This window comes from Brevundimonas sp. FG128, assembly GCF_057809775.1.
This window is the reverse complement of the sequence record NZ_JBMDKP010000002.1, coordinates 418,958-438,224: the sequence shown is the minus strand read 5'-3', so window position 1 is coordinate 438,224 and position 19,267 is coordinate 418,958. Positions and strand designations below refer to the sequence as shown.

General features: G+C 67.4%; 11 protein-coding genes. 5 read left to right on the top strand and 6 right to left on the bottom strand.

Going from position 1 to position 19,267, the window contains the following annotated elements:
* Window positions 1–279: 279 nt before the first annotated feature.
* Window positions 280–1,182 carry a LysR family transcriptional regulator gene (locus tag ACODSC_RS06525; protein WP_488812912.1) on the bottom strand — a complete coding sequence of 301 codons (903 nt, stop codon included), beginning with the start codon at window positions 1,180–1,182 and terminating at the stop codon, window positions 280–282.
* 394 nt (window positions 1,183–1,576) lie between these two features.
* Between ACODSC_RS06525 and ACODSC_RS06520 the strand changes: the two genes are divergently transcribed.
* From ACODSC_RS06520 to ACODSC_RS06500, 5 genes are all read left to right on the top strand, one after another.
* A complete protein-coding gene (locus ACODSC_RS06520) occupies window positions 1,577–2,743 on the top strand; it encodes a mandelate racemase/muconate lactonizing enzyme family protein (RefSeq protein ID WP_488812910.1) in 1,167 nt (388 codons plus the stop codon).
* A complete protein-coding gene (gene dctA, locus ACODSC_RS06515) occupies window positions 2,740–4,020 on the top strand; it encodes a C4-dicarboxylate transporter DctA (RefSeq protein WP_488812908.1) in 1,281 nt (426 codons plus the stop codon). Before ACODSC_RS06520 ends, dctA begins: the two co-directional genes overlap by 4 nt.
* A 36-nt stretch (window positions 4,021–4,056) precedes the next feature.
* Complete coding sequence (locus ACODSC_RS06510) at window positions 4,057–5,682, top strand: pectate lyase (protein WP_488812906.1); 1,626 nt, start codon at window positions 4,057–4,059, stop codon at window positions 5,680–5,682.
* A gap of 9 nt (window positions 5,683–5,691) precedes the next feature.
* A complete protein-coding gene (locus ACODSC_RS06505) occupies window positions 5,692–6,858 on the top strand; it encodes an alpha/beta hydrolase (protein ID WP_488812904.1) in 1,167 nt (388 codons plus the stop codon).
* Window positions 6,859–6,932: 74 nt separating this feature from the next.
* Window positions 6,933–9,281 carry a pectinesterase gene (locus ACODSC_RS06500; RefSeq protein ID WP_488812902.1) on the top strand — a complete coding sequence of 783 codons (2,349 nt, stop codon included), beginning with the start codon at window positions 6,933–6,935 and terminating at the stop codon, window positions 9,279–9,281.
* A 34-nt stretch (window positions 9,282–9,315) separates the two neighbouring features.
* On the opposite strand, the gene ACODSC_RS06495 is transcribed toward ACODSC_RS06500, so the two are convergent.
* The 5 genes from ACODSC_RS06495 to ACODSC_RS06475 all read right to left on the bottom strand — a co-directional run bounded on the left by ACODSC_RS06495 (window position 9,316) and on the right by ACODSC_RS06475 (window position 19,244).
* Window positions 9,316–10,332 carry an alpha/beta hydrolase gene (locus tag ACODSC_RS06495; protein ID WP_488812900.1) on the bottom strand — a complete coding sequence of 339 codons (1,017 nt, stop codon included), beginning with the start codon at window positions 10,330–10,332 and terminating at the stop codon, window positions 9,316–9,318.
* On the bottom strand, window positions 10,329–14,177 hold the full coding sequence (locus ACODSC_RS06490) for a LamG-like jellyroll fold domain-containing protein (protein WP_488812898.1): 3,849 nt from the start codon (window positions 14,175–14,177) through the stop codon (window positions 10,329–10,331). Before ACODSC_RS06490 ends, ACODSC_RS06495 begins: the two co-directional genes overlap by 4 nt.
* 63 nt (window positions 14,178–14,240) lie before the next feature.
* Window positions 14,241–15,647 carry a glycoside hydrolase family 28 protein gene (locus tag ACODSC_RS06485; RefSeq protein WP_488812896.1) on the bottom strand — a complete coding sequence of 469 codons (1,407 nt, stop codon included), beginning with the start codon at window positions 15,645–15,647 and terminating at the stop codon, window positions 14,241–14,243.
* A gap of 7 nt (window positions 15,648–15,654) precedes the next feature.
* Entirely contained in the window at window positions 15,655–17,784 is a 2,130-nt protein-coding gene (locus tag ACODSC_RS06480; RefSeq protein WP_488812894.1) for an alpha/beta hydrolase family protein, read from the bottom strand.
* Between the two features lie 17 nt (window positions 17,785–17,801).
* On the bottom strand, window positions 17,802–19,244 hold the full coding sequence (locus ACODSC_RS06475; RefSeq protein WP_488812892.1) for a glycoside hydrolase family 28 protein: 1,443 nt from the start codon (window positions 19,242–19,244) through the stop codon (window positions 17,802–17,804).
* Between the last annotated feature and the right edge of the window lie 23 nt (window positions 19,245–19,267).

The following is a 19,267-nucleotide window of genomic DNA, read 5'->3' as shown; positions in this document are numbered from 1 at the left end:
CCGGCAGGCGCATTCAGGATCGCAGCGGCGGGACTTGAGCTGATCCGAGGCTGGACGCGCCCCTCGGGGTGTAAGCATCTCGCGGCATGGCCGGGGTCGGCGACCCTCTTCCGAGGCCGAATCCGGGCGGCCACAGGGAAGCGATCGATAGGGCGCTAAGTAAAAACCCCTGAAATGCAGGAAAACAAATTCTAACGTGACCGGGCGTTTTTGAAAAAACGGAAGAATGTCGAAATGGGCATCGACGCGGGTCTTACGCTGATAGGGACTGTTTCCGCCCTACCGGACCGCCCCCGTCAGGGACCAGAACTTTTCGGCGGCGGTGCTTTGGGTCGCGTTTGAACGGGCGACCACAATATCCACCGTCACCCCCCAGTCGGGGTCTGCGCACGGCACAAGCCGTCCTGCAGCCAAGTCGTCCGCCGCGACGGTCCGTGGAAGCCATGTCATGCCGCGTCCGTCACGCGCGAGCGACAACAGGGTGGCTGCCAAGTGAGACGTGACCCCAGGCTTCAACCGACATGCCGCCCTACGGGCAAGAACGGTGGCGTCAAGTATCCGGCCAAGGCCCGACTGCGGACTGTAGGCCAGATACGGGATGTCGTCGCAGTCTTCGGCCCCGAGCGTCCAGAGCGGCCCTCCGTCTGCGTTCGGCGCGCAGACGGGCTCTAGCCTGTCGGACCCGACGACCTTCACGGAGAAGTGGGGCTGGGAGAAATGGCCTGGCGCGGCGTCATGGGCGTGGCAAAGAAGGAAGTGAACGTCACCCTGACGCATTAGGGTTTCGCATCCCTGCATGCTGTCGGAAACCAACTGCAGCGGACCCAGCGGAGCCGCCCGCTCCAGTTCTCTCACCCAGGCGGGGAAGAAGGTGAAGGAGAGCGCGTGGGTCGCTGCAAAGAGCAGGGTGTGATCTTCGCTTCGTCCGGCGCGACGCACCTCGTTCGTGACCTGTTGAAGCCGCCGCACGATGTCTTCTGCGCCCTGCCGGAGCACCAATCCGGCGGGCGTCGCGACGGCGCCTGCCGAAGTCCGATCAAAAAGCGAAAGACCGAGGTGGTCCTCCAGAGCCCGGATGCGTCGGCTGAAGGCGGGCTGAGTAACGTTGCGAGTCTGAGCAGCGCGCGAGAAGTTGCCGGTCTCCACCAAGGCGAGGAAGTCCTCGAGCCAGATCAGTTCCATCGTGATCCCATGGGTTGAGCGGTTGAGCGACAGCGCATGCCGATGTGCGCGTCCATGATCTATCATGCTCTGTGTGCATGAGGGAGGGCGAAAACGGCATTGGCTTCGAGTGTTTCCCCAGGGGTAACTAGGGGAGAGACCTCGGACGGCGTTATCTAGCACACGACGTCCTGGACTCGGCCGCTCCCTATGGGATCGGCCTTCGGGGCTTGATCGCCCTGAAAATCCCTCCTCACGGCGCGTTTCTCCCAACTGCGCCAGACGCGAAGATCGCCTCGGTCTTCGCGTCTTTTTGTGAGGCGGGAGCCGTTGCCCGAGTTCATGCGCGACCAGCATGACGAACGCAGCGGGCACGAGCCGGATCGACGGTGTTTTGGAGGCAACTGGAAGACATATGCGTATCATTGATATACGGGAGATGACGGCCTCCATCGCCTCACCCATCGCAAACGCCTACATCGACTTTTCCAAGATGACCTGTTCGGTGGTCGGCGTGGTCACCGACGTCATTCGCGACGGCAAGCCCGTCGTCGGTTTCGGGTTCAACTCGAATGGGCGGTATGGACAGGGTGCCCTGATGCGCGATCGGTTCATTCCGCGTGTCCTGGAAGCGAACCCCGAAACCCTGTTGGACCCCAGCCTGGACAACCTGGATCCGTTCGCCATCTGGAAAACGCTGATGACGAACGAGAAGCCGGGCGGGCACGGCGAACGGTCGGTCGCCGTCGGCACTCTGGACATGGCGATCTGGGATGCGACGGCCAAGATCGCAGGCGTTCCGCTGTATCGCCTCCTGGCCGACCGGTATCGCGGCGGCGCCGCCGACGAAAAGGTATGGGTGTACGCGGCGGGCGGCTACTATTATCCGGGCAAGGATCATTCCCAGCTGAAGGCCGAGATGCAGGGCTATCTAGATCGCGGCTATCAGGTGGTGAAGATGAAGATCGGCGGCGCGTCTCTGGACGAGGACCTGTCCCGGATCGAGGCGGTGCTGGAGGTGGTCGGCCGAGGCGATCGCCTCGCGGTCGATGCGAACGGTCGGTTCGATCGGGATACGGCGGTCGCCTACGCCGAAGCGCTGAAGCCCTATGGCCTGTTCTGGTACGAGGAAGCTGGAGACCCGCTCGATTACGCCTTGCAGGCCGAACTGGCGAACCACTACGATTTGCCGATGGCGACGGGCGAGAACCTGTTCTCGCACCAGGACGCGCGCAATCTGTTGCGTTACGGCGGCATGCGGCCGGAACGCGATATCCTTCAGTTCGACTGCGCCCTGTCCTACGGCCTTGTCGAATATATGCGCACGCTGGGCGTCCTGGCCGAAGAGGGCTGGTCATCGCGGCGGATCGTGCCGCACGGGGGGCACCAGATGTCGCTGAACATCGCCGCCGGCCTTCACCTGGGCGGCAATGAATCCTATCCCGACGTCTTCCAGCCGTTCGGCGGTTTCGCCGACGGCGTGGCGGTTCAGGACGGCTACGTCGGCCTGCCGGATATTCCGGGCGTGGGCTTCGAGGCGAAGTCGGCCCTTTACGCCGTGATGCGCGAGCTGATCGAGTGACGGGCGCCCGTCCCTGGCGTTGGCTGCGGCCCCTGTATGCGCAGGTGCTGATCGGCATGGCGCTGGGGGTGGTGCTGGGCGCCCTGGCGCCCGACATCGGAGCCGCGATGAAGCCGCTCGCGGACGGCTTCATCAAGCTGATCCGCATGATGCTGGCCCCGGTAATCTTCGGCACCGTGGCCCTGGGCATCGCCCGGATGGGCAGTCTGAAGGAAGTCGGCCGCATCGGCGCGCGCGCCTTGATCTATTTCGAGGTCGTCTCGACGTTGGCGCTGCTCATCGGCCTGGTGGTGGTCAATGTGCTGCGGCCGGGCGCGGGGATGAACGTCGACATCGCCGCGCTCGACGCCGGCTCGATCGCCCCCTACACCAGCGCCGCCAAGGCCGAGAGCGTGACCGGCTTCCTGCTCGACATCATCCCCAACGCCTTCCTCGGCGCCTTCGTCGAGGGACATATGCTGCAGGTGATTCTGCTGGCTCTGCTGGTCGGCGTGGCGCTGACCCAGATGGGCACGCGGGCCGAGCCGCTGCTGGATGGTTTCGACCGCGTCATGGAGGTGCTGTTCCGCATCGTCGCCATGATCATGCGGCTGGCGCCCTTGGGCGCGGCGGCCGGGATCGCCTTTACGGTGGGGGCCTATGGTCTGGACAGCCTGTGGTCGCTCGGGCGGCTGATCGTGGCGCTGTATGTGACCACGGCGATTTTCGTGGTCGTGGTGCTGGGCGGGGTGCTGTGGTGGGTCGGTCTGCCGCCACATCGATTCCTTCTGTATTTCCGTGACGAGATTCTGGTCGTCTTCGCCACCTGTTCCACCGAGGCGGTCCTGCCCCGGATGATGCAGAAGCTGGAAGCCCTGGGGTGCGAAAAGACGGTGGTCGGCCTGGTCCTGCCGGCGGGGTACACCTTCAACGCCGACGGGACGGCAATCTATCTGACCATGGGGGCGATCTTCGTAGCCCAGGCCACCAACACGTCGTTGAGCGTGGCGGATCAACTGTTGATCCTTGGGGTCCTGTTGCTGACGTCCAAGGGCTCGGCGGGGGTGGCGGGCGCGGGGTTCGTGACCTTGGCGGCGACGCTGTCGGTGATCGGCCACGTGCCGGTAGTCGGCCTGGTGCTGCTTTTAGGCGTCGATCGCTTCCTGAACGAGGCGCGCGCCGTGACCAATCTGATCGGCAACGCCGTGGCCACGGTGGCGGTGGCCAAATGGGACGGAATGCTCGATCAGGACAAGGCGCACGCCCTTCTGGCCGGCCCGGCGACACCGGTCGATTGAGCGCTGCTCAGCAAGACTTCAGACGGAGAGACGGACATGCGGACAACGGAAATATCGCGGCGCGGCGTCCTGATCGCCGGGGCGGCGGTCGGCGTGGCGCTGGGCCTGCCGAGCGGCGCATCGGCCGCAGACCGCTCGGCGATTCTCCAGACGATGAAGCGCGCCACCCGGTTCATGACCGACAGCGTGGCGGTCGGCGACGGCTATGTCTGGGCCTATACGCCCGATCTCTCGCGCCGCTGGGGCGAGCTGGAAGCCTATCCGACCATGATCTGGGTCCAGCCGCCCGGCACCGCGACCATGGGACACCTGTTCCTGGACGCCTATCATGCGACAGGCGACGAGGACTATTATTTGGCCGCCACCCGCGTCGCCGACGCCTTAGCGCGGGGCCAACTGCCGTCGGGGGGTTGGAACTACGTCATCGACACGGCGGGCGAGGCGTCGCTGCAGCGTTGGTACGACACCATCGGCAAGAACGCCTGGCGACTGGAGGAATTCCAGCACCACTATCCGAACGCCACCTTCGACGACGTGACGACGTCGGACGCCGCGACCTTCATGCTGCGGGTCTATTGGGAGAAGAAGGATCGTCGCTACCGGGGCCCGCTGGACAAGGCGATCGCCTTTGTCCTCGAGAGCCAGTATCCGGTCGGCGGCTGGCCCCAGCGCTATCCGCGCGTGCCGGACGGCGGTCTGCACGGACGGCCGGACTATACCGGCTACATCACCTTCAACGACGACGTTTCGGCCGAGAACATCAAGTTCCTGACCTTCTGCTATCAGACCCTGGGCGAGGCGCGCCTTATCGATCCGATCCACCGGGCCATGGACTGTTTCATCGCCACCCAGCAACCGGCGCCTCAGCCCGGCTGGGCGATGCAATACACGGTCGACGACTTGAAGCCTGCCGGCGCCCGCACCTATGAGCCGCGCGCGCTGGCCACCCATGCGACGGCCGGCAACCTTGAACAGATGATGGACTTCTACGTCCTGACCGGGGATCGGAAGTATCTGGCTCGCGTGCCCGAGGCCATGGACTGGCTGGAGGCCGTCGCCCTGCCGCAGGATCAACGTCGCGACGGCCGTTCGCATTCCACCTATGTGGAGATCGGCACAAACGATCCGCTGTTCATTCACCGGCGCGGCTCGAACGCGGTCAACGGCGAATACTATGTGACGAAAAAGGCGGACGATATCGTTGTCCACACCGGCGGGTTCCGCGCCATTGACACGGCGGGGCTGCGGACGCGTTGCGCCGAACTGGCGGCTCGCGCGCCAGAGGATGTCAGGGCCGGCTCGGCCCTGCTGGCGCGGCCTGGAACCGTGCCCCTGCCGAAATACTATACGACCCGCGCATTCCGTGTTTCGGACCTGAACAGCGGCGGCCTTATCGCCCGGCCGGAAAGCCCGACGACGTCGCGGATCGACGAACTGGTCGCGGGTTTGAACGCCCAGGGCTATTGGCCGTCCATCCTGGCGTCGACCAGCAATCCCTATGTGGCCGATTCCACCGCTACGGTGGCCCTGGGCGAGTTTCGGATCACGCGCGTCGGCGACGCCTCGGACACCTCGCCCTATATCTCCGACTTCCCGCAGGAGGGCATTTCGACCGGCGTCTACATCCGCCACATGGGCGAACTGATCGAGGCGCTTGGGTAGGGGAGACGCATGGTCCTAACGCTTTTCCGTCAAGTTCTTGCGTGCCTGGCGGGCGCGGCGGCTCTGGCCGGATGCGTCCATACCGACCAAGGCCTTGGCAAGGTGGACGTCTTCTTCGTCGGCGGGGCCTATGGGACCGACGGCGCGCGGATGACGGGACAGGCCCATGTGATGCGCCTGGCGCCGGACCGACCGGTTTACCGGACGCCGCTCGTCTTCATTCCGGGGCAGGGGCAGACGATCACGAACTTCCTGGCGACCCCGGACGGGCGCGAGGGTTGGGCGACGCACTTCGTGCGTCAAGGCTTCGTCGTCTATCTGATGGATCAGCCCGGGCGGGGCGCATCCGGCTACGACCTGGACGCCTATGGTCCGCCGTCGCGGCAGGGGCCCGAGGTGCTGGAGCAGCGGTTCACGGCGAGCGAAACGTTCGCGCCCGAGCCAGGTCAGGCCTATGGCTGGCCTCAAGCGCGACGGCACGACCAGTGGCCCGGCGACGGGCGGGCGGGCGATCCGGCCTTCGACCAGTTCTTCGCCTCCCAGGTCGAATATGCAGCGGGCGGGCTGTCGGCCGGTCTGGTGGCGCGTGCGGGCGCCGCCTTGCTGGACCGGATCGGTCCGGCGGTGATCGTTACCCATTCCCAGGCCGGCGCCTTCGGCTGGGGCATCGGCGAACTTCGGCCTCACCTGGTGCGGGGGATCGTCGCGATCGAGCCCAGCGGACCCCCCTTCGCCAGCGCCCCGGCGCCCTGGGGCGACGGCTCGCCTGACCGGGTGGCGCGGGCCTACGGCTTGACCACCACGCCCCTGACCTATGACCCGCCGCTGGCGAAAGGCGCGGCTTTGGCGCGCCAATGGGTCGCGTCGAACGATCCGGAGCTGGCCGGCTGCTGGCGACAGGCCGAGCCGGCGCGTCGATTGTCGAACCTCTCGAAGTTTCCGGTTCTGGTCCTGACGGCCGAGGCGTCCTACCACGCGGGCTATGACCACTGCACCGCCGCCTATCTGGCCCAGGCCGGCGTCCGCACCAACTTCGTGCGGCTGCAGGACTGGGGGCTTCATGGCAACGGCCACATGGTCATGCTGGAACGAAACAGCGCCGAGATCGCGGACCGCATTTCTCGCTGGCTGATCGACTGTCGCGGGTCGGACGGCGTGCCGGTGGTCCTGCGCTAACACCGACGATGCATGGCTCGGTTCGATGTGATACCGGTGTCATTCAGGGAGGTGGACCAATGATAAAAACAGCCATGACCGCCTGCGCCATCGGCGCGCTGCTCGTCTCGGCCCAGGCCGCGACGGCTCAGGATACGCTGACGGGCTTAGGCGAGGTTCGGGGCTACACCGGCGTGATTTTCGACACGACGGCGGAACGATACGACATCCTGGTGGACGCCTCCCGCCCGGATGATCCCGACGCCAGACGCTATCGAACGCTCCAAGCCGCCTACGCCGCCGCCCCGGCGGGAACCCCAGAACGCCCCACGGTCATCGGCATCCTGCCGAACGTGTATCAACTGCGCGGCTCCGAGACCGAGCCGGGTCTGGTGATCACCAAGCCCTACATCACCCTGATGGGGCTGACGCGGGACCGGCGCGACGTGGTTCTGGCCGACAATCGCGGCAACAGGCAGGGGGCGGCGAACAACGGCTTTTCCATGATCGTCGATGCAGACGGCTTCTCGGCCGTGAACCTGACGATCCTGAACTATTGCAATCTGGACTACGACTATCCGGGCGATCCGTCCAAGAGCCTGAAAAAGCGATCCGACGTCATCACCCAGGCGGTGGCGATCCAGATGAGCGGGGACCGCCACGTCTATTCCCATGTGGCCTTCCTCAGCCGTCTCGACACGATGTTTAACCGGACCAAGCGGTCCTACTTCACCCATTCCTATCTGGAGGGGACTGACGATTACCTGGGCGCGCCGGGGCGCAGCGTCTGGGAAGACTCGGAGATCAACTTCATCGAGGGCGGCGGCATCCTGTTCGCCGGCGGCACGACGTTCATCCGCACCCGATTCCGCGCGACCCGGCCGATGCAGTTCTACAAGGTGCCCGTCGCGCCCGTGTCGCTGATCGAATCGACCCTGCCCGATGGCCCCGTCGCCTGGTTCGGGTGGCGAGCGCCCGACCATGTGGGCGAGCCGTCGCTGACCTATCGAACAAGGACGGAAGGCGGCCGACCGGCGGACATCATCGACAGCATCGTCGGCGAGCCGAAGCGAACGATCTCGCGCGAGCTGACCGATCAGGAAAGCCAGGCCTTCAACCCCTGGAACCTGCTGCGCTGGACGGCGGACGGCGTGGATGACGGCTGGGATCCGGCCGGCGTGCGCGGCCGTTACGAAGCGGTGGGCGCTCAACCTTTCCGCATCGCCCTGACCAACGCCGCACCGCGCATTCGCACCGCGGAGGCGCCTGTCGAGATCGCGGCGACGGCGCTGCCGTCCGGATCGACGCAACGAATCCGGTGGAGCGCCAGTTCGCCTCTTGTGCGTCTCAGTGCGACGGAGGGCGACCGGATCGTCGTCACCGCAGCCAACGCCACCGAACAGCCGGCGGTCGTGGCGGTTGAGGCCAAGGCCGACAACGGTTTCAGCAGCACCGCCTATGTGACGGTCGATCCCGCCTACCGGCCGGCGCCGGCGCTGAAGGGGGAGCCGACGCTTCAGTCGGGGAACGGCGCGCTGCGCATCGCCTATGACCTTCACCTGCCGGAGGGCCGGGCGGACCGGTCTCTCGTCACCTGGTTCGTCTGCGACGACACAGCCTGTGATCGGCCTGAGCGGATCGCCGTGTCCAGGGGCGACGAACCCCTGAAGGCCCTCGCCGTCACCGCCGCCCTGGCCGGACGCCCGGTCATGGCGACCATCGAGCCCCGGCACGATCTCAGCCTGCCCGGTCCGGCCCGCCGAACCGGCGTCATGAACGCGCCTGCGGCCCCGGCTGCGGCGGATCATTCAGCGACGTTGGATGTCCGCAGCCAGCCGGACAGCGCGGCGGCTGACCGATGGGAGGGCGACTGGCGGTTGACGGGACTGTGGTCCAGCGAGGCGCCGCTGCCCGATGGCGATCGTTGGGGGCTGCGCGTCGGCGCCGAGGACAGCACGCTTCTTTACGGCGGACATCCTGTCGCGGGCGACATGGACGTCACGGTCGAACTGGATACCGACAAGCTGGAGGGGCAGGGCTTCTCCATTCCGGGCTCGCCGGAGGACGATGGTCGGCCGCGCGCCGACATCCTGTTCAAATACGATCCGGCGACGCGCAATGGCTATGCGCTGCGCTTCTGGCGCACCACCCGCTCGGCCACGGCCGTGGCGTTCCAACTTTACAGGATCGCGGACGGTCGCGGGACGCCGATGGGCGAGCAGCAACTGACGGGGGTGTTGAAGCCCACGACGACCCTGCGGATTTTGGTCCGGCACGACCGCGTCGTCGTCACCGGGTCGAACACGACGGACGGGGAAGTCCTGAACCTGACGGGAACGATCGAACCCAATCGTTTCGGCGGCGCGGGCTTCTACTGGACCGCCTCGCGATTCAGCGGATCGGTGGTGCTGCGCGGGCTGGAGGTGGCCTATCCAGGCGACTGATCGGTTGCGCCACGGCGTCGGGGCAGGCGGCGGATCAGATCGGCCTTGGGTCGAAGCCATATTGCGCGGCCCAGGCTTCAAAGGCGTCCGGCCAGCGCGAGGCGGGCTGGTCGGAGGGCAGGCTGAAGCCGAAGCCGTGGCCGGCGTGTTGGTAGATGTGCATCTCCGTCGGGACGTCGGCCGCCTTGAGGGCCTGGAACATCGCCAGGCTATTGGCTACCGGCACGGTGCGATCATCGGCGGCATGCAGGATGAAGGTGGGCGCCAGGCCGGTCCGGACGCGTTCGTTCAGCGGCCGGCCCCAGGCCGCATCGGACGGCATGCCTGGCCGAGGTCGGACGCTCATCACCGCATAGCCCAATACGACGATGTCGGGCCGGGCCGAGACGGCGTCGTGGGCGTCCAGGGCGTCATAGGTCTGGTCATCGTGGCGGGTCAGGCAGGCGGCGGCGAGATGGCCGCCGGCGGAAAAGCCCATGACGCCGATGCGGGCGGGGTCCAGACCCCATTCGGCGGCGCGGCTTCGCACCAGGCGCACGGCGCGTTGCACGTCCTGAAGCGGCGCGTCATAGGCGGCGGCCCAGCCGTCTCCGGGCAGGCGATAGTTCAACACGATGGCGGTCACGCCCGACCGGACGAGCCGACGTGCGCCGCCTGCGCCCTCCTTGTCCACCGCCAGGCGGACATAGCCGCCGCCGGGCAACAGGATGATCGCCGCGCCGTTGGGACGTTCGGGACGAAAAACCTCGAGGATCGGCTGGGTCACATGCATGACCGCGCGATCATGAGCCTGCGGCGAGCCCCGCTCGAGCACCCGGCGCCGCACGCTGACGCCGTCCGCGCCGGGAACGCGGCCGCGCGGCCACACCTCGATCACCGTATTCGAGAGCAAGCCTGCCGGTTCGGCCGGGGCCGGGATTTCGACCGGGCTGTCTGGCGTGCCCGACAGGGTCTGCGGGGCCAAGGTCGGGGCGTCGGCCTGGGAGGTCGCGGCGACGCCGGTCAGGGCCACGCCGCCCAGAACGGCGCGGCGGCTGAGGCCAGCGGTCATGGCAGGACCACCGTGTTGTTGCTGCGGCTGATCTCCGCAGGGTCGCCGTCCAGCACCAGACGAGCGCGAAGGCCGGAGGCGGTCGTCCCGGTTGGCAGGCGCAGGCTGACCGTCGTCGTCTTCGGCAGCAGGTCGGTCGGTCCAGGCAGGGCGGGGAAGGCCGCCCGCACCAGCTCGCGGCCGTCGGCCGTCTCGATCACCACCTGGCCGGCAGGGGCGTCGACGCCGCCCAGGCTGTGCACGGTGACGCGGGCTGTGCGGCCCTGCACGATCACGTCCTCGGGATCCACGCCCACGTCGGGGCGGCTGGACATGGGCTGACCGGCCTGGGTCAGGGTGAACTCCAGCACCGTCGTCTGTTTCGGCGCGAGGGTCAGCGGCACGTCCGCGCCGGGTTCGAAAGTCAGGGCGTGCGCCAGGGGCGCGTCGGCCTTGTCGTCGCCGTCCGCATCGACACCCTCGGTCACCCGCCACTGGCCGGGGGTGATGTCGGCGCCGGTCAGGGTGGCCTGGACCGGATGATCCTCGACGTTGAAGACGATCATCTTGAAGCCCGCCCGCGTGGCGAAGGGCGTCAGGATCGCCACGCTGTCCGCGCCGTCGTCGCCGCCGAACCTCCAGGAGACGACATTGCCCGGATAGGTCTGGCCGCGGCGGGCGGCGACGCCGCCCAGACGGGAGCGTTGCAGCATCTCGCTGGGAACCTGGACCCGGTCCGTCCAAAGTTCGCCCTTCGTCATGATCTCCATCCGCTGGGCGGCGGATTGAATCTCGTCGGCGTAGAGGGCCTCGAGGAACGACTTGTCGCCGGTGACCTGCCAGGCGCCGAAGCGGGACATGGCCAATGGCGTGGCCAGGCGGCCGCCGACGGCGGCGCGGCTGAAACCGCCGGCCGCACGAGCACGCTCGATCATGGACGGTCCCCACGCCTCCTGGCGGTTCAGGGCGGTCAGCATGTCGGGGCCGAGGCCCGCCATGCTGGACAGACCGCCCGGCAGAAGCGGCTGCAGGTATTTGTCGTCTCCGGTCCAGCGCCATGCCGCCAGGAAGGACGAGGTCGATCCCGCCAGGCCCGCGCCGCCCGCGCCTGTCGAGGCGTCAATGGTCGAATCGCTGGGCCAGTCGATCTGGGGGGGCAGGTCCACGCCTTCGCCGTCGGGATCGGGACGGGCGTGGGCCAGGAAGCCGTCCAGCGTCTGCAGGATGGTGTCGCGGACCTGCGGGGCGCCGTTCCACTGCACCAGCAGTATGCCGGGGTGGAACATCAGGAAGTTGTTACCCTTCTGCCGCTGCCACGGTCCCTCGCGGGACAGAACGTCGTGCGAGAAGGAGTTGGAGGCGAAGTGGCGGTGCCCGGCCGGATTGACCTGCGTCAGGAAGTCGTAGCGACGCGCAGTCGCCATCAGCCGCTCGATGGCCCTCGGGCTGCCCCAGTTCAGCATGGCGTACTGGGAAATCGCGTTGATCCCCTCCTCATAGGAGTGGAGCTCGTCGGCGCGAATGGTGTTCAGTCCGTCGGTGATCATGCCCGAGCGGTAGATGGCCTCCATCGCCGCCGCCTGGCTGGCGCGGATCTTGTCGGGGTTCGAGCCCATGAGCGCCAGCGGCGGCCACTGGTTCAGCAAGTCGGAGTCGTCGGACAGGCCGCCGCCGAACTCGCCGTTGTCGATCTGGCGGTGGTCGATCCACCAGTTCACGAAATACTCGACCTGCTTCAGATCTTCGATCTGGCGATGCGCCCAAAGGGGCACGCCGGACGGCGCCGGGGTCTGGGTGAAGGCGGGATAGGGTTGTTCGGTGTTCTGCTCGTTCCAGTAGATGCGTGCGGATAGGTTGTCGGGATCGACACGCAGCAGATCGGTCATGTCGCGGTCGAACCGCTCATAGACGGGCAGCAGCCGGTTGTTCGGCTGTTCCTCGACGAAGTTGGCCAGATTGCCCTCGGCGGCTTCCAGGCGGTCGGCGACGTGTTCGACCAGGGCCTGCTCGCGCGGCTTGAACGCCAGGCGGATCGTCATGCCGTCCAGCGACGCCCCGTCGAAATCCGGGCTGGCGGAGGCGAGCTGCAGATACAGGCTGCGATCGTTCGGCAGCATCCGGTCGCGGAGGTCCAGCCATACGGTTCGTGCTTCGCCCGGCTTCACCGAAACGTTGACGTCCAGCATGTCGCGGTCGGGCCAGATCGGATCCTTGACGCGAATATTCAGCGGGATCAGGCCGCCGTGGGTCGCCGTGGCGTCCAGCGCAGGTATCCGCAGTTCCAGCCCGTCCAGGCCGTCGCGCAGATTGCCCCAGCCATAGTCGAAGCGCGCGGTCGGGCCGCCGGGCTCCACCGCGCGGAAGTCGGCGGGGATCAGGACGTGGACCAGGGGCATGGCGCGTCCGGCCGCAGGTGCGGCCTTGGGCGTCTGGGGCGCGCCCGCGGGCAGGGCGACGACGGTCGTTCGCTCGTCGGCCATGAAGCGGCCGGCGATATAGGCGTTCAGCTCGTCCAGCGTCTTGTAGGCCGGCGCGGCTGATGGGCGGACGACATACTCCAGGCTGCCGGATCCCTGCGGCGCCTCGCCGGGCTGGACATCATAGAAGCCGATCTCGCGGATCGGCGTCTCCTGCACGCGATTGTCGAAGCGAACCGCTCCGCCCGAGGCGGACTGGGCCAGTTGCAGAGTGGTCCGCTCCTGGCCTTGCGGCCTCGACCCGATGCGGGTTTCCCCCGAGGCGTCGATCCGGGTCAGCGCGCCGTCCGCCGCCCCCTGGATTTCTATGCGGTTCCAGGGACGGTCGGGCAGGGAGACCGTCAGGGCCTTGCCGCCGACCTCATAGACGTTCCAGTCGGGCAGGACGAAATAGTCGTGGCGGCCCGGCAGACGCGAACGGTTGTAAACGCCCGGCCACGTCGTCTCGCGCAGGCCGTCGTCGCCCTTCCAGAAGCGTTGCTTCAGGTCACGCGCCTCGGTCGGCCGCACCACGCTGATGCGGGTGGATTCCGCGTCCAGATAGGGCGGCGGATCCTTCGGCCGGTTGAAGCCGTAGCGCAGGTTCCATTCGTCGCGCCATCTGGCCTGGGTCAGGTCGCGGACCGGTGCGCCCGCGCCGGTGAGAGCCTGATGGCGGGCCAGGGTCGCCGCCTCGGCGTCGTCCAGCATGTGGTCGAAGGTCGAGACCTCGTCCACGTCCCCGCCGCGCTGGTAATCATAGGCGCTCTGAACCTGGTAGCCGCTGATGATGCGGCTGTGCGGGCCGAACGCGAACAGGCCGTTGTCCAGGACGGCTGTCGTTTCGCGTTTCGCCGCCGGCTTGCCGTCGACATGCAGCGTCAGGCCCCGGGTCTCGTCCCAGGCGACGGCGAAATGGGTCCAGGCGTCGGGGGCCGGCGCCGGCGCGTCGAACGACACCCGAACCCGCGCCAGGTTGGCGTCGGTGACGAAGGCGTCGAAGCCGTGGCCGTTCCAGTCCAGCCGCAGGAAGGTCATGTCCCAGCTGGTGTGGTCGGGGTAGCCGACGCGGAAGATGACGAACTGACGCTCTCCGATCGGCTGGTGCGAGCGCCAGAAGAAGGACACCGAACCACGCTGGGCGTAGAGGTTGCCGGGCGCGCTCCAGGCCAGGACCTGGTTGTCGGCGGCGTGCATCGCCGGCCCTTGCGCGCCGTCAGGGACGATGTCGACATTGTCCGCAAACAGCGGGCGCGGCTCGCCATCGGCTCTATCCGCGGTGAAGTCGGCGTCGAGCGGCGCGTGGAAAAGCCGGCCGTCATCGGCAACGGGGGCGGAGGGCGTCTGGGCGATCGCCGGGGCTGAGACGAACAGGGCGGCCGAGGCCATCAGGGCGGCGCGGGTGCGCATCGGGACATTTCCTCTCGTGAGCCCGACCGGCGATCTGCGCCGCCTGATCGATGGGTGAAGCGGTTAGTTCGGCCTTCCGGTCGTCATGCCCAGCCGATAGGGTTCGCCGGCTACGACGGGCGGCGGCGTCTCGGGCGGAATCAGGCGTGCGGCGCCGTCCAGGCCGCGACCCGTGACATTGTCGATGGCCAGTTTCGGCCCGCTGAAGACGTTGACGTCGACGTTCTCGATCGTGACGTTGGTCATGTTCGCCAGGGTGATCCCGCGCCCGGCGCTGCCGGTGATGTCACGTAGGACAAAGCCGTCGAGTGGCTTGTCGGGGTGGATGTTGACCGCCTCGACCAGGATCGGCGCCTCCGTCACGCGAATGCGCTCGAAGACGAAGTTGCGCACGGTCGGTATGCCGTCCAGACCGGGCACCGGGAACTGGTCCTGCTTGCCGCTGTCGAGGAAGTTCAGGCGCAGGAAGCCGTAACCCGCGCCCGACACCTCGATGTCACGCATGACGATGTCCTCGATGAAGGCGCCCCGGCCGGGCCGGGTCTTCAAATAGATCGCGAACGTGCGCGCCTTCAGACACTGGCAGCGCTCGACCAGCACGCGTCTGATGCCCGCAGATGTCTCGCTGCCGATGCCGATGCAGGCCCAGTGGTGATCGCGGAAGACGCAGTCGGTTATGGTCACGTCCTCGGTCGGGCGCGCGATCAGGTTGCCCTCCATGCCGCGGCCGGATTTCAGAGAGATGCAGTCGTCGACCGTGTCGAAATCGCAGTGGTCGATGGCCACCCGACGGCACGAGTCCACGTCGATGCCGTCGGCGCCGCCATGGACGGTCACGTTGCGGAAAACGACGTCCTCGCAATAGACGGGATGGATCGACCACATGTCGTTCTGTTCGGTGAAGACCTCGGTGACGCTGAGCCGGCTCACATCGACGAATTCCAGCAGGCAGGGGTGGCGATAGCCCGTCGATTCCTCGATCCGGCGCTTGATGGCTTTCGAGGCCAGTATCTTGCCCTTGCCTGCAATGCCGACGTTCCTGGCCTCCTGCGCCCAGACCAGTCCGATATAGCCGGGCACCCAGCGACCCTCCCAGCGCACCTGCATGATCGGATAGTCGGCGATGTCGGCCGATCCCTGGAGGACCGCATTCTCCTCGATCCGCAATGTGGTGTTGGAGCCGATCCTGATGGCGCCCGTCACGAAAACGCCGCCCGCCAGGACGACTTCGCCGCCGCCCAAAACCGCGCACCGGTCAAGCGCCCGCTGAAGGGCGTGGGTGTCCTTGGTCGCGCCGTCCGCCTTGGCGCCGAACTCGCGCGGGTCCAACCGCAGACCCGTGGCCGGCGGTGTGAACGGGGCGGCGGCGGTCGGCATGACCTGTGCGCGGGCCACCGGGGCGATGGCGGCCGACACCGCGCCCAGGCTGACGGCGGCGAGGAAGGTTCGGCGACTGGCGGGCAGGGACATCGGCGGCTCAATGGTGAGAGGAAGGAGGCGGCGCGGCGGGATCTCGCGCGCCCCGGAACACGATGTGGGCGCTCGGCGCGACCTGGACGGCCTCGGCCGCAGTCAGAGTCTCGCCAATGGCGTTGACCGGATTGACCAGCGTCAGTCGGTCGCCGAGCACGGCGATCAGGTCGGGCAGGTCATAGCGGCGCAGAACGCCCGGCAGATCGACTTCGGCCATGTCGCGGCTGATCGGCCGATCCACGAATTCGCGATAGGCGAGGATCGATCCGACCGTCGTCACCTGGTCGATCCGGTCATCCAGCACGGCGGCGTGAAGCGCGACGGGCCCCAGGGCGCCGGCGCCCTGGATGGTGATCCGGCCGGGCGCCGCCTCCGGCCGGGTGCTCAGCCAATCGATCGCAGTAACGGCGTCATCGACTCGCAGCCCGACCGGGGTTCGTCCGACCATCAGGGCGCGGAGGGACAACAGGGTCCAATCTCCCGTCAACGGAGACTTCGCCTCCTCCGTGCCGCCGGCGCCGCGAGGTTCCAGCGCCAGGACGTTCCAGCCCGCTTGGGTCCACGCCGCGAATACGGCGTCCGTCGTCCGGCTCTGGGGCGCCAGCAGCAACAGCGTCGGCCGCGCCTTCGCGCCGGTTCCAACGGCGAACGCGGCCGGGACGTCCATACCGCCCACCGAAAACGATATGGGGGTGACCGTATAGTCCGCACGGGCGACCGGGTCCCCCACCGTCGCCTGGGCCGGTCGGGCGCCGGGTTTTACGGTCGTGCGGGCGATGTCGGCGATGGCCACACGCAGGCGCGCGAGACGGGCGGCGTCGCTTTCATCCGCCATGGGGGCCGGTCGGGCGGCGTCCGCGTCGACCCTGGCCAGGGTCTGCAAGGTCTCTCCCCCGATGGAGGTGGAGATCTGTCCCGTGTCCGTGACTAGCAACCGCGATGCGTCGCCCAGCGGCGCGGGCGTGAAGGCCTGCGGCGAGGGATCGTCCTTCAGCCATTTGCCGAAGAAGGCCAAGATCTGGGGCGCGACCGGCCCGAGATTGCCGTGGCCGCCCGGACCCTCGATCATGGTGAGGCGGTCCGGCGCGCCCATGACCTCATAAAAACGCTTCGCCTCGGCGTAGGCGGCGCGCGCGCCGGCGATGGGGAACATGTCCTCGGTGGTCGAGACGATGGCGTAGGGGCGCGGGGCGGCCAGTTCGACCCAGTCGGGCAGATCCAGGCCCCGTTCTATAAAGAAGGGGATCGACTGTTCCGCATCCTGGGGGCCGGTTACGCCCGGCGCCAGCAGATGGTCGTAGTCGGTGACATAGCAGGCCGTCGCCGTGGCCTTGATGCGCGGGTCGAACGCAGCGAGATAGGCCGTGATCGTGCCGCCGCCCGAACAGCCGAAGGCGCCGATGCGCTGATCGTCCACCTCCGGCCGCGACATCAGCAGATCGACGCCGCGCATCGCGTCCTGGATGAAATAGCGCGAGACATGCCCGCCTGTCGGCAGCGACTGGCCAAAGGCCATGCTGTGCTCGCCCGTCGGGCGTCCGACCTTGGATGCGCCGATCTCCGCATCGAAATGCTGGATACGTTCGCCCTCGCCGACGATGTCGATCGCCAGAACGACATAGCCGGCTCGCGCAAAGGCGGACGCGAAGCCATAGTTGCCGATCTTGCCGTCCACCCCATGGCCCGGCTGAAGGATGAGCGCGGGGTAGGGGCCTTCCCCGGCCGTCGGCAGGTACAGGTTCGCGGTGACGCGGTAGCCCGGCAGGCTCTCGTACCAGAGGTTCTCGATGTCGACGCCGTCTTCGTGCGACCGGCCCGTCGTGCGGGCGACCACGGGGCCCGCCGCCGTCTCCGGTTCGATCATCTCCGAAAGCAGGGCGCGGACACGCACTTGGCGGGCGCGGGCTTCGGCCTCGGTGTCGATCGCGACCATCGCCTCACGTCGAAGCACGGTATGACGCGCCGCCTCTTGGGTCAGCCAGTCGATCAGTCGGTCGCGGCCGTTTGGCGCGGCTTCGGCGCCCATGGCCGCCGCCGTCTGCGCCATGGCCGGATAGGCGGCCGCCGGGCCCGTGATCAGGGCGCCCATTGTCGTTAGGGCGGCGAGCAGCGCAGTTGAACGTTGGATTGGCATGCGATGCTCCTTGGAGACTATCCGTGGCGGCTGGCGGGTCGAACGGGGCCGCCCGGCGTGGGGCCGTCGACGGCCTGGCCGTTTCGCCTGACCCGTTGATAGGTCAGGCCTTCGACGTGGGCGATGACGTCCGGCTCGGCGACATGCACGAACTGGCAGTCGCGGATCGTGATGTCCCGTATGGGCGCCGTGGCGAACCCCTGCAGGTCCAGCACGCGCTCGCATCGCCCGACCAGCACGCGCTCCAGCGTCAGACCCTCGAACTCCGGGGTGAACCCGCCCTCGGCGCCTTCGCCGTAATTGTAGTCGATGGTGACCGCCGCATGGGCGACTTGGCCGATCGTCACGTCGCGCACATGAACATTGGCCAGGGTCCCGCCGCGCATGGCGTTGTTCTTGAAACGGATCGCGGTGTTTAGGCGGGGACTGTCCATGCGGCAGTTTTCGACGAAGACATTCCTGACGCCGCCCGTAATTTCGCTGCCCAACGTCACCCCGCCGTGGCCGTCCATCATGGTGCAGCCTGAAATAATGATGTTTTCGCTCGGCCTGTTCAGCCGCCGGCCGTCGGCATTGCGACCGGACTTGATGGCGATGCAATCGTCGCCGGTGTCGAACACGCAGTCTTCGATCAGCACGTTGCGGCAGGACTCAGGGTCGCAGCCGTCGTTGTTGGGGCCGTGGCTGGAGATCGTAACGCGCCGAACGGTGACGTTCTCGCATTCTACCGGGTGGATCTCCCACATTGGGGACCGCACGATGGTGACCCCTTCAATCAGCACGTTCTTGCAACGGTAAGGCTGGATAAACTGGGGCCGGATGGTCGTTTCGGGGCCGAAGACGCGCTGATCCACAGGCGCGCCGTCTTCCGCCAGACGGCGCAAGCGGGCGGGATCGCCTTCCTGCCCATCCGCGCCGCGCTTGTGCGCCCACCAGTTGTCCGCGCTGGCGCACCCGTCCAGGACGCCATGGCCGGTGACCGCGATGTTCTCTTGGCCGTAGGCGTAGATGAAGGGCGAGACGCCCATGAATTCCGTGCCCTCGTACCGCGTCAGAACAGGTGGAAAATAGTCGCGAGGATCTTGAGAGAAGCGGATCGTGCTTTCGCGGTCGATATGAAGTTCGACATTGGACAGCAGATGGATCGGCCCCGTCAGGAACACGCCGCCCTCGGCCACCACGCGCCCGCCGCCGGGTGCGGATGAGGCTGCGGCGATCGCGCGACGAAAGGCGGACGTACAGTCGGTGCGGCCGTCAGGCTGACCGCCGAACTGCTGCGGGGTGAACCGATTGGCGCGAGGGAAGGTTGGCGGTCGGATGCGAGAGCGGATGGCTCGCGCCTCGTCCCAAGGATCGACGGACGGCTGCGCGCCTGCCGCTTTGGGCAGCGCGAGCGTCAGCACGCCGGCCAGGCCCAGCCGGCCGAGGTCCCGGCGTGCGGGATTCGAGGAATGGCTCATATGAGAGGCTCCGATCGCCGGGC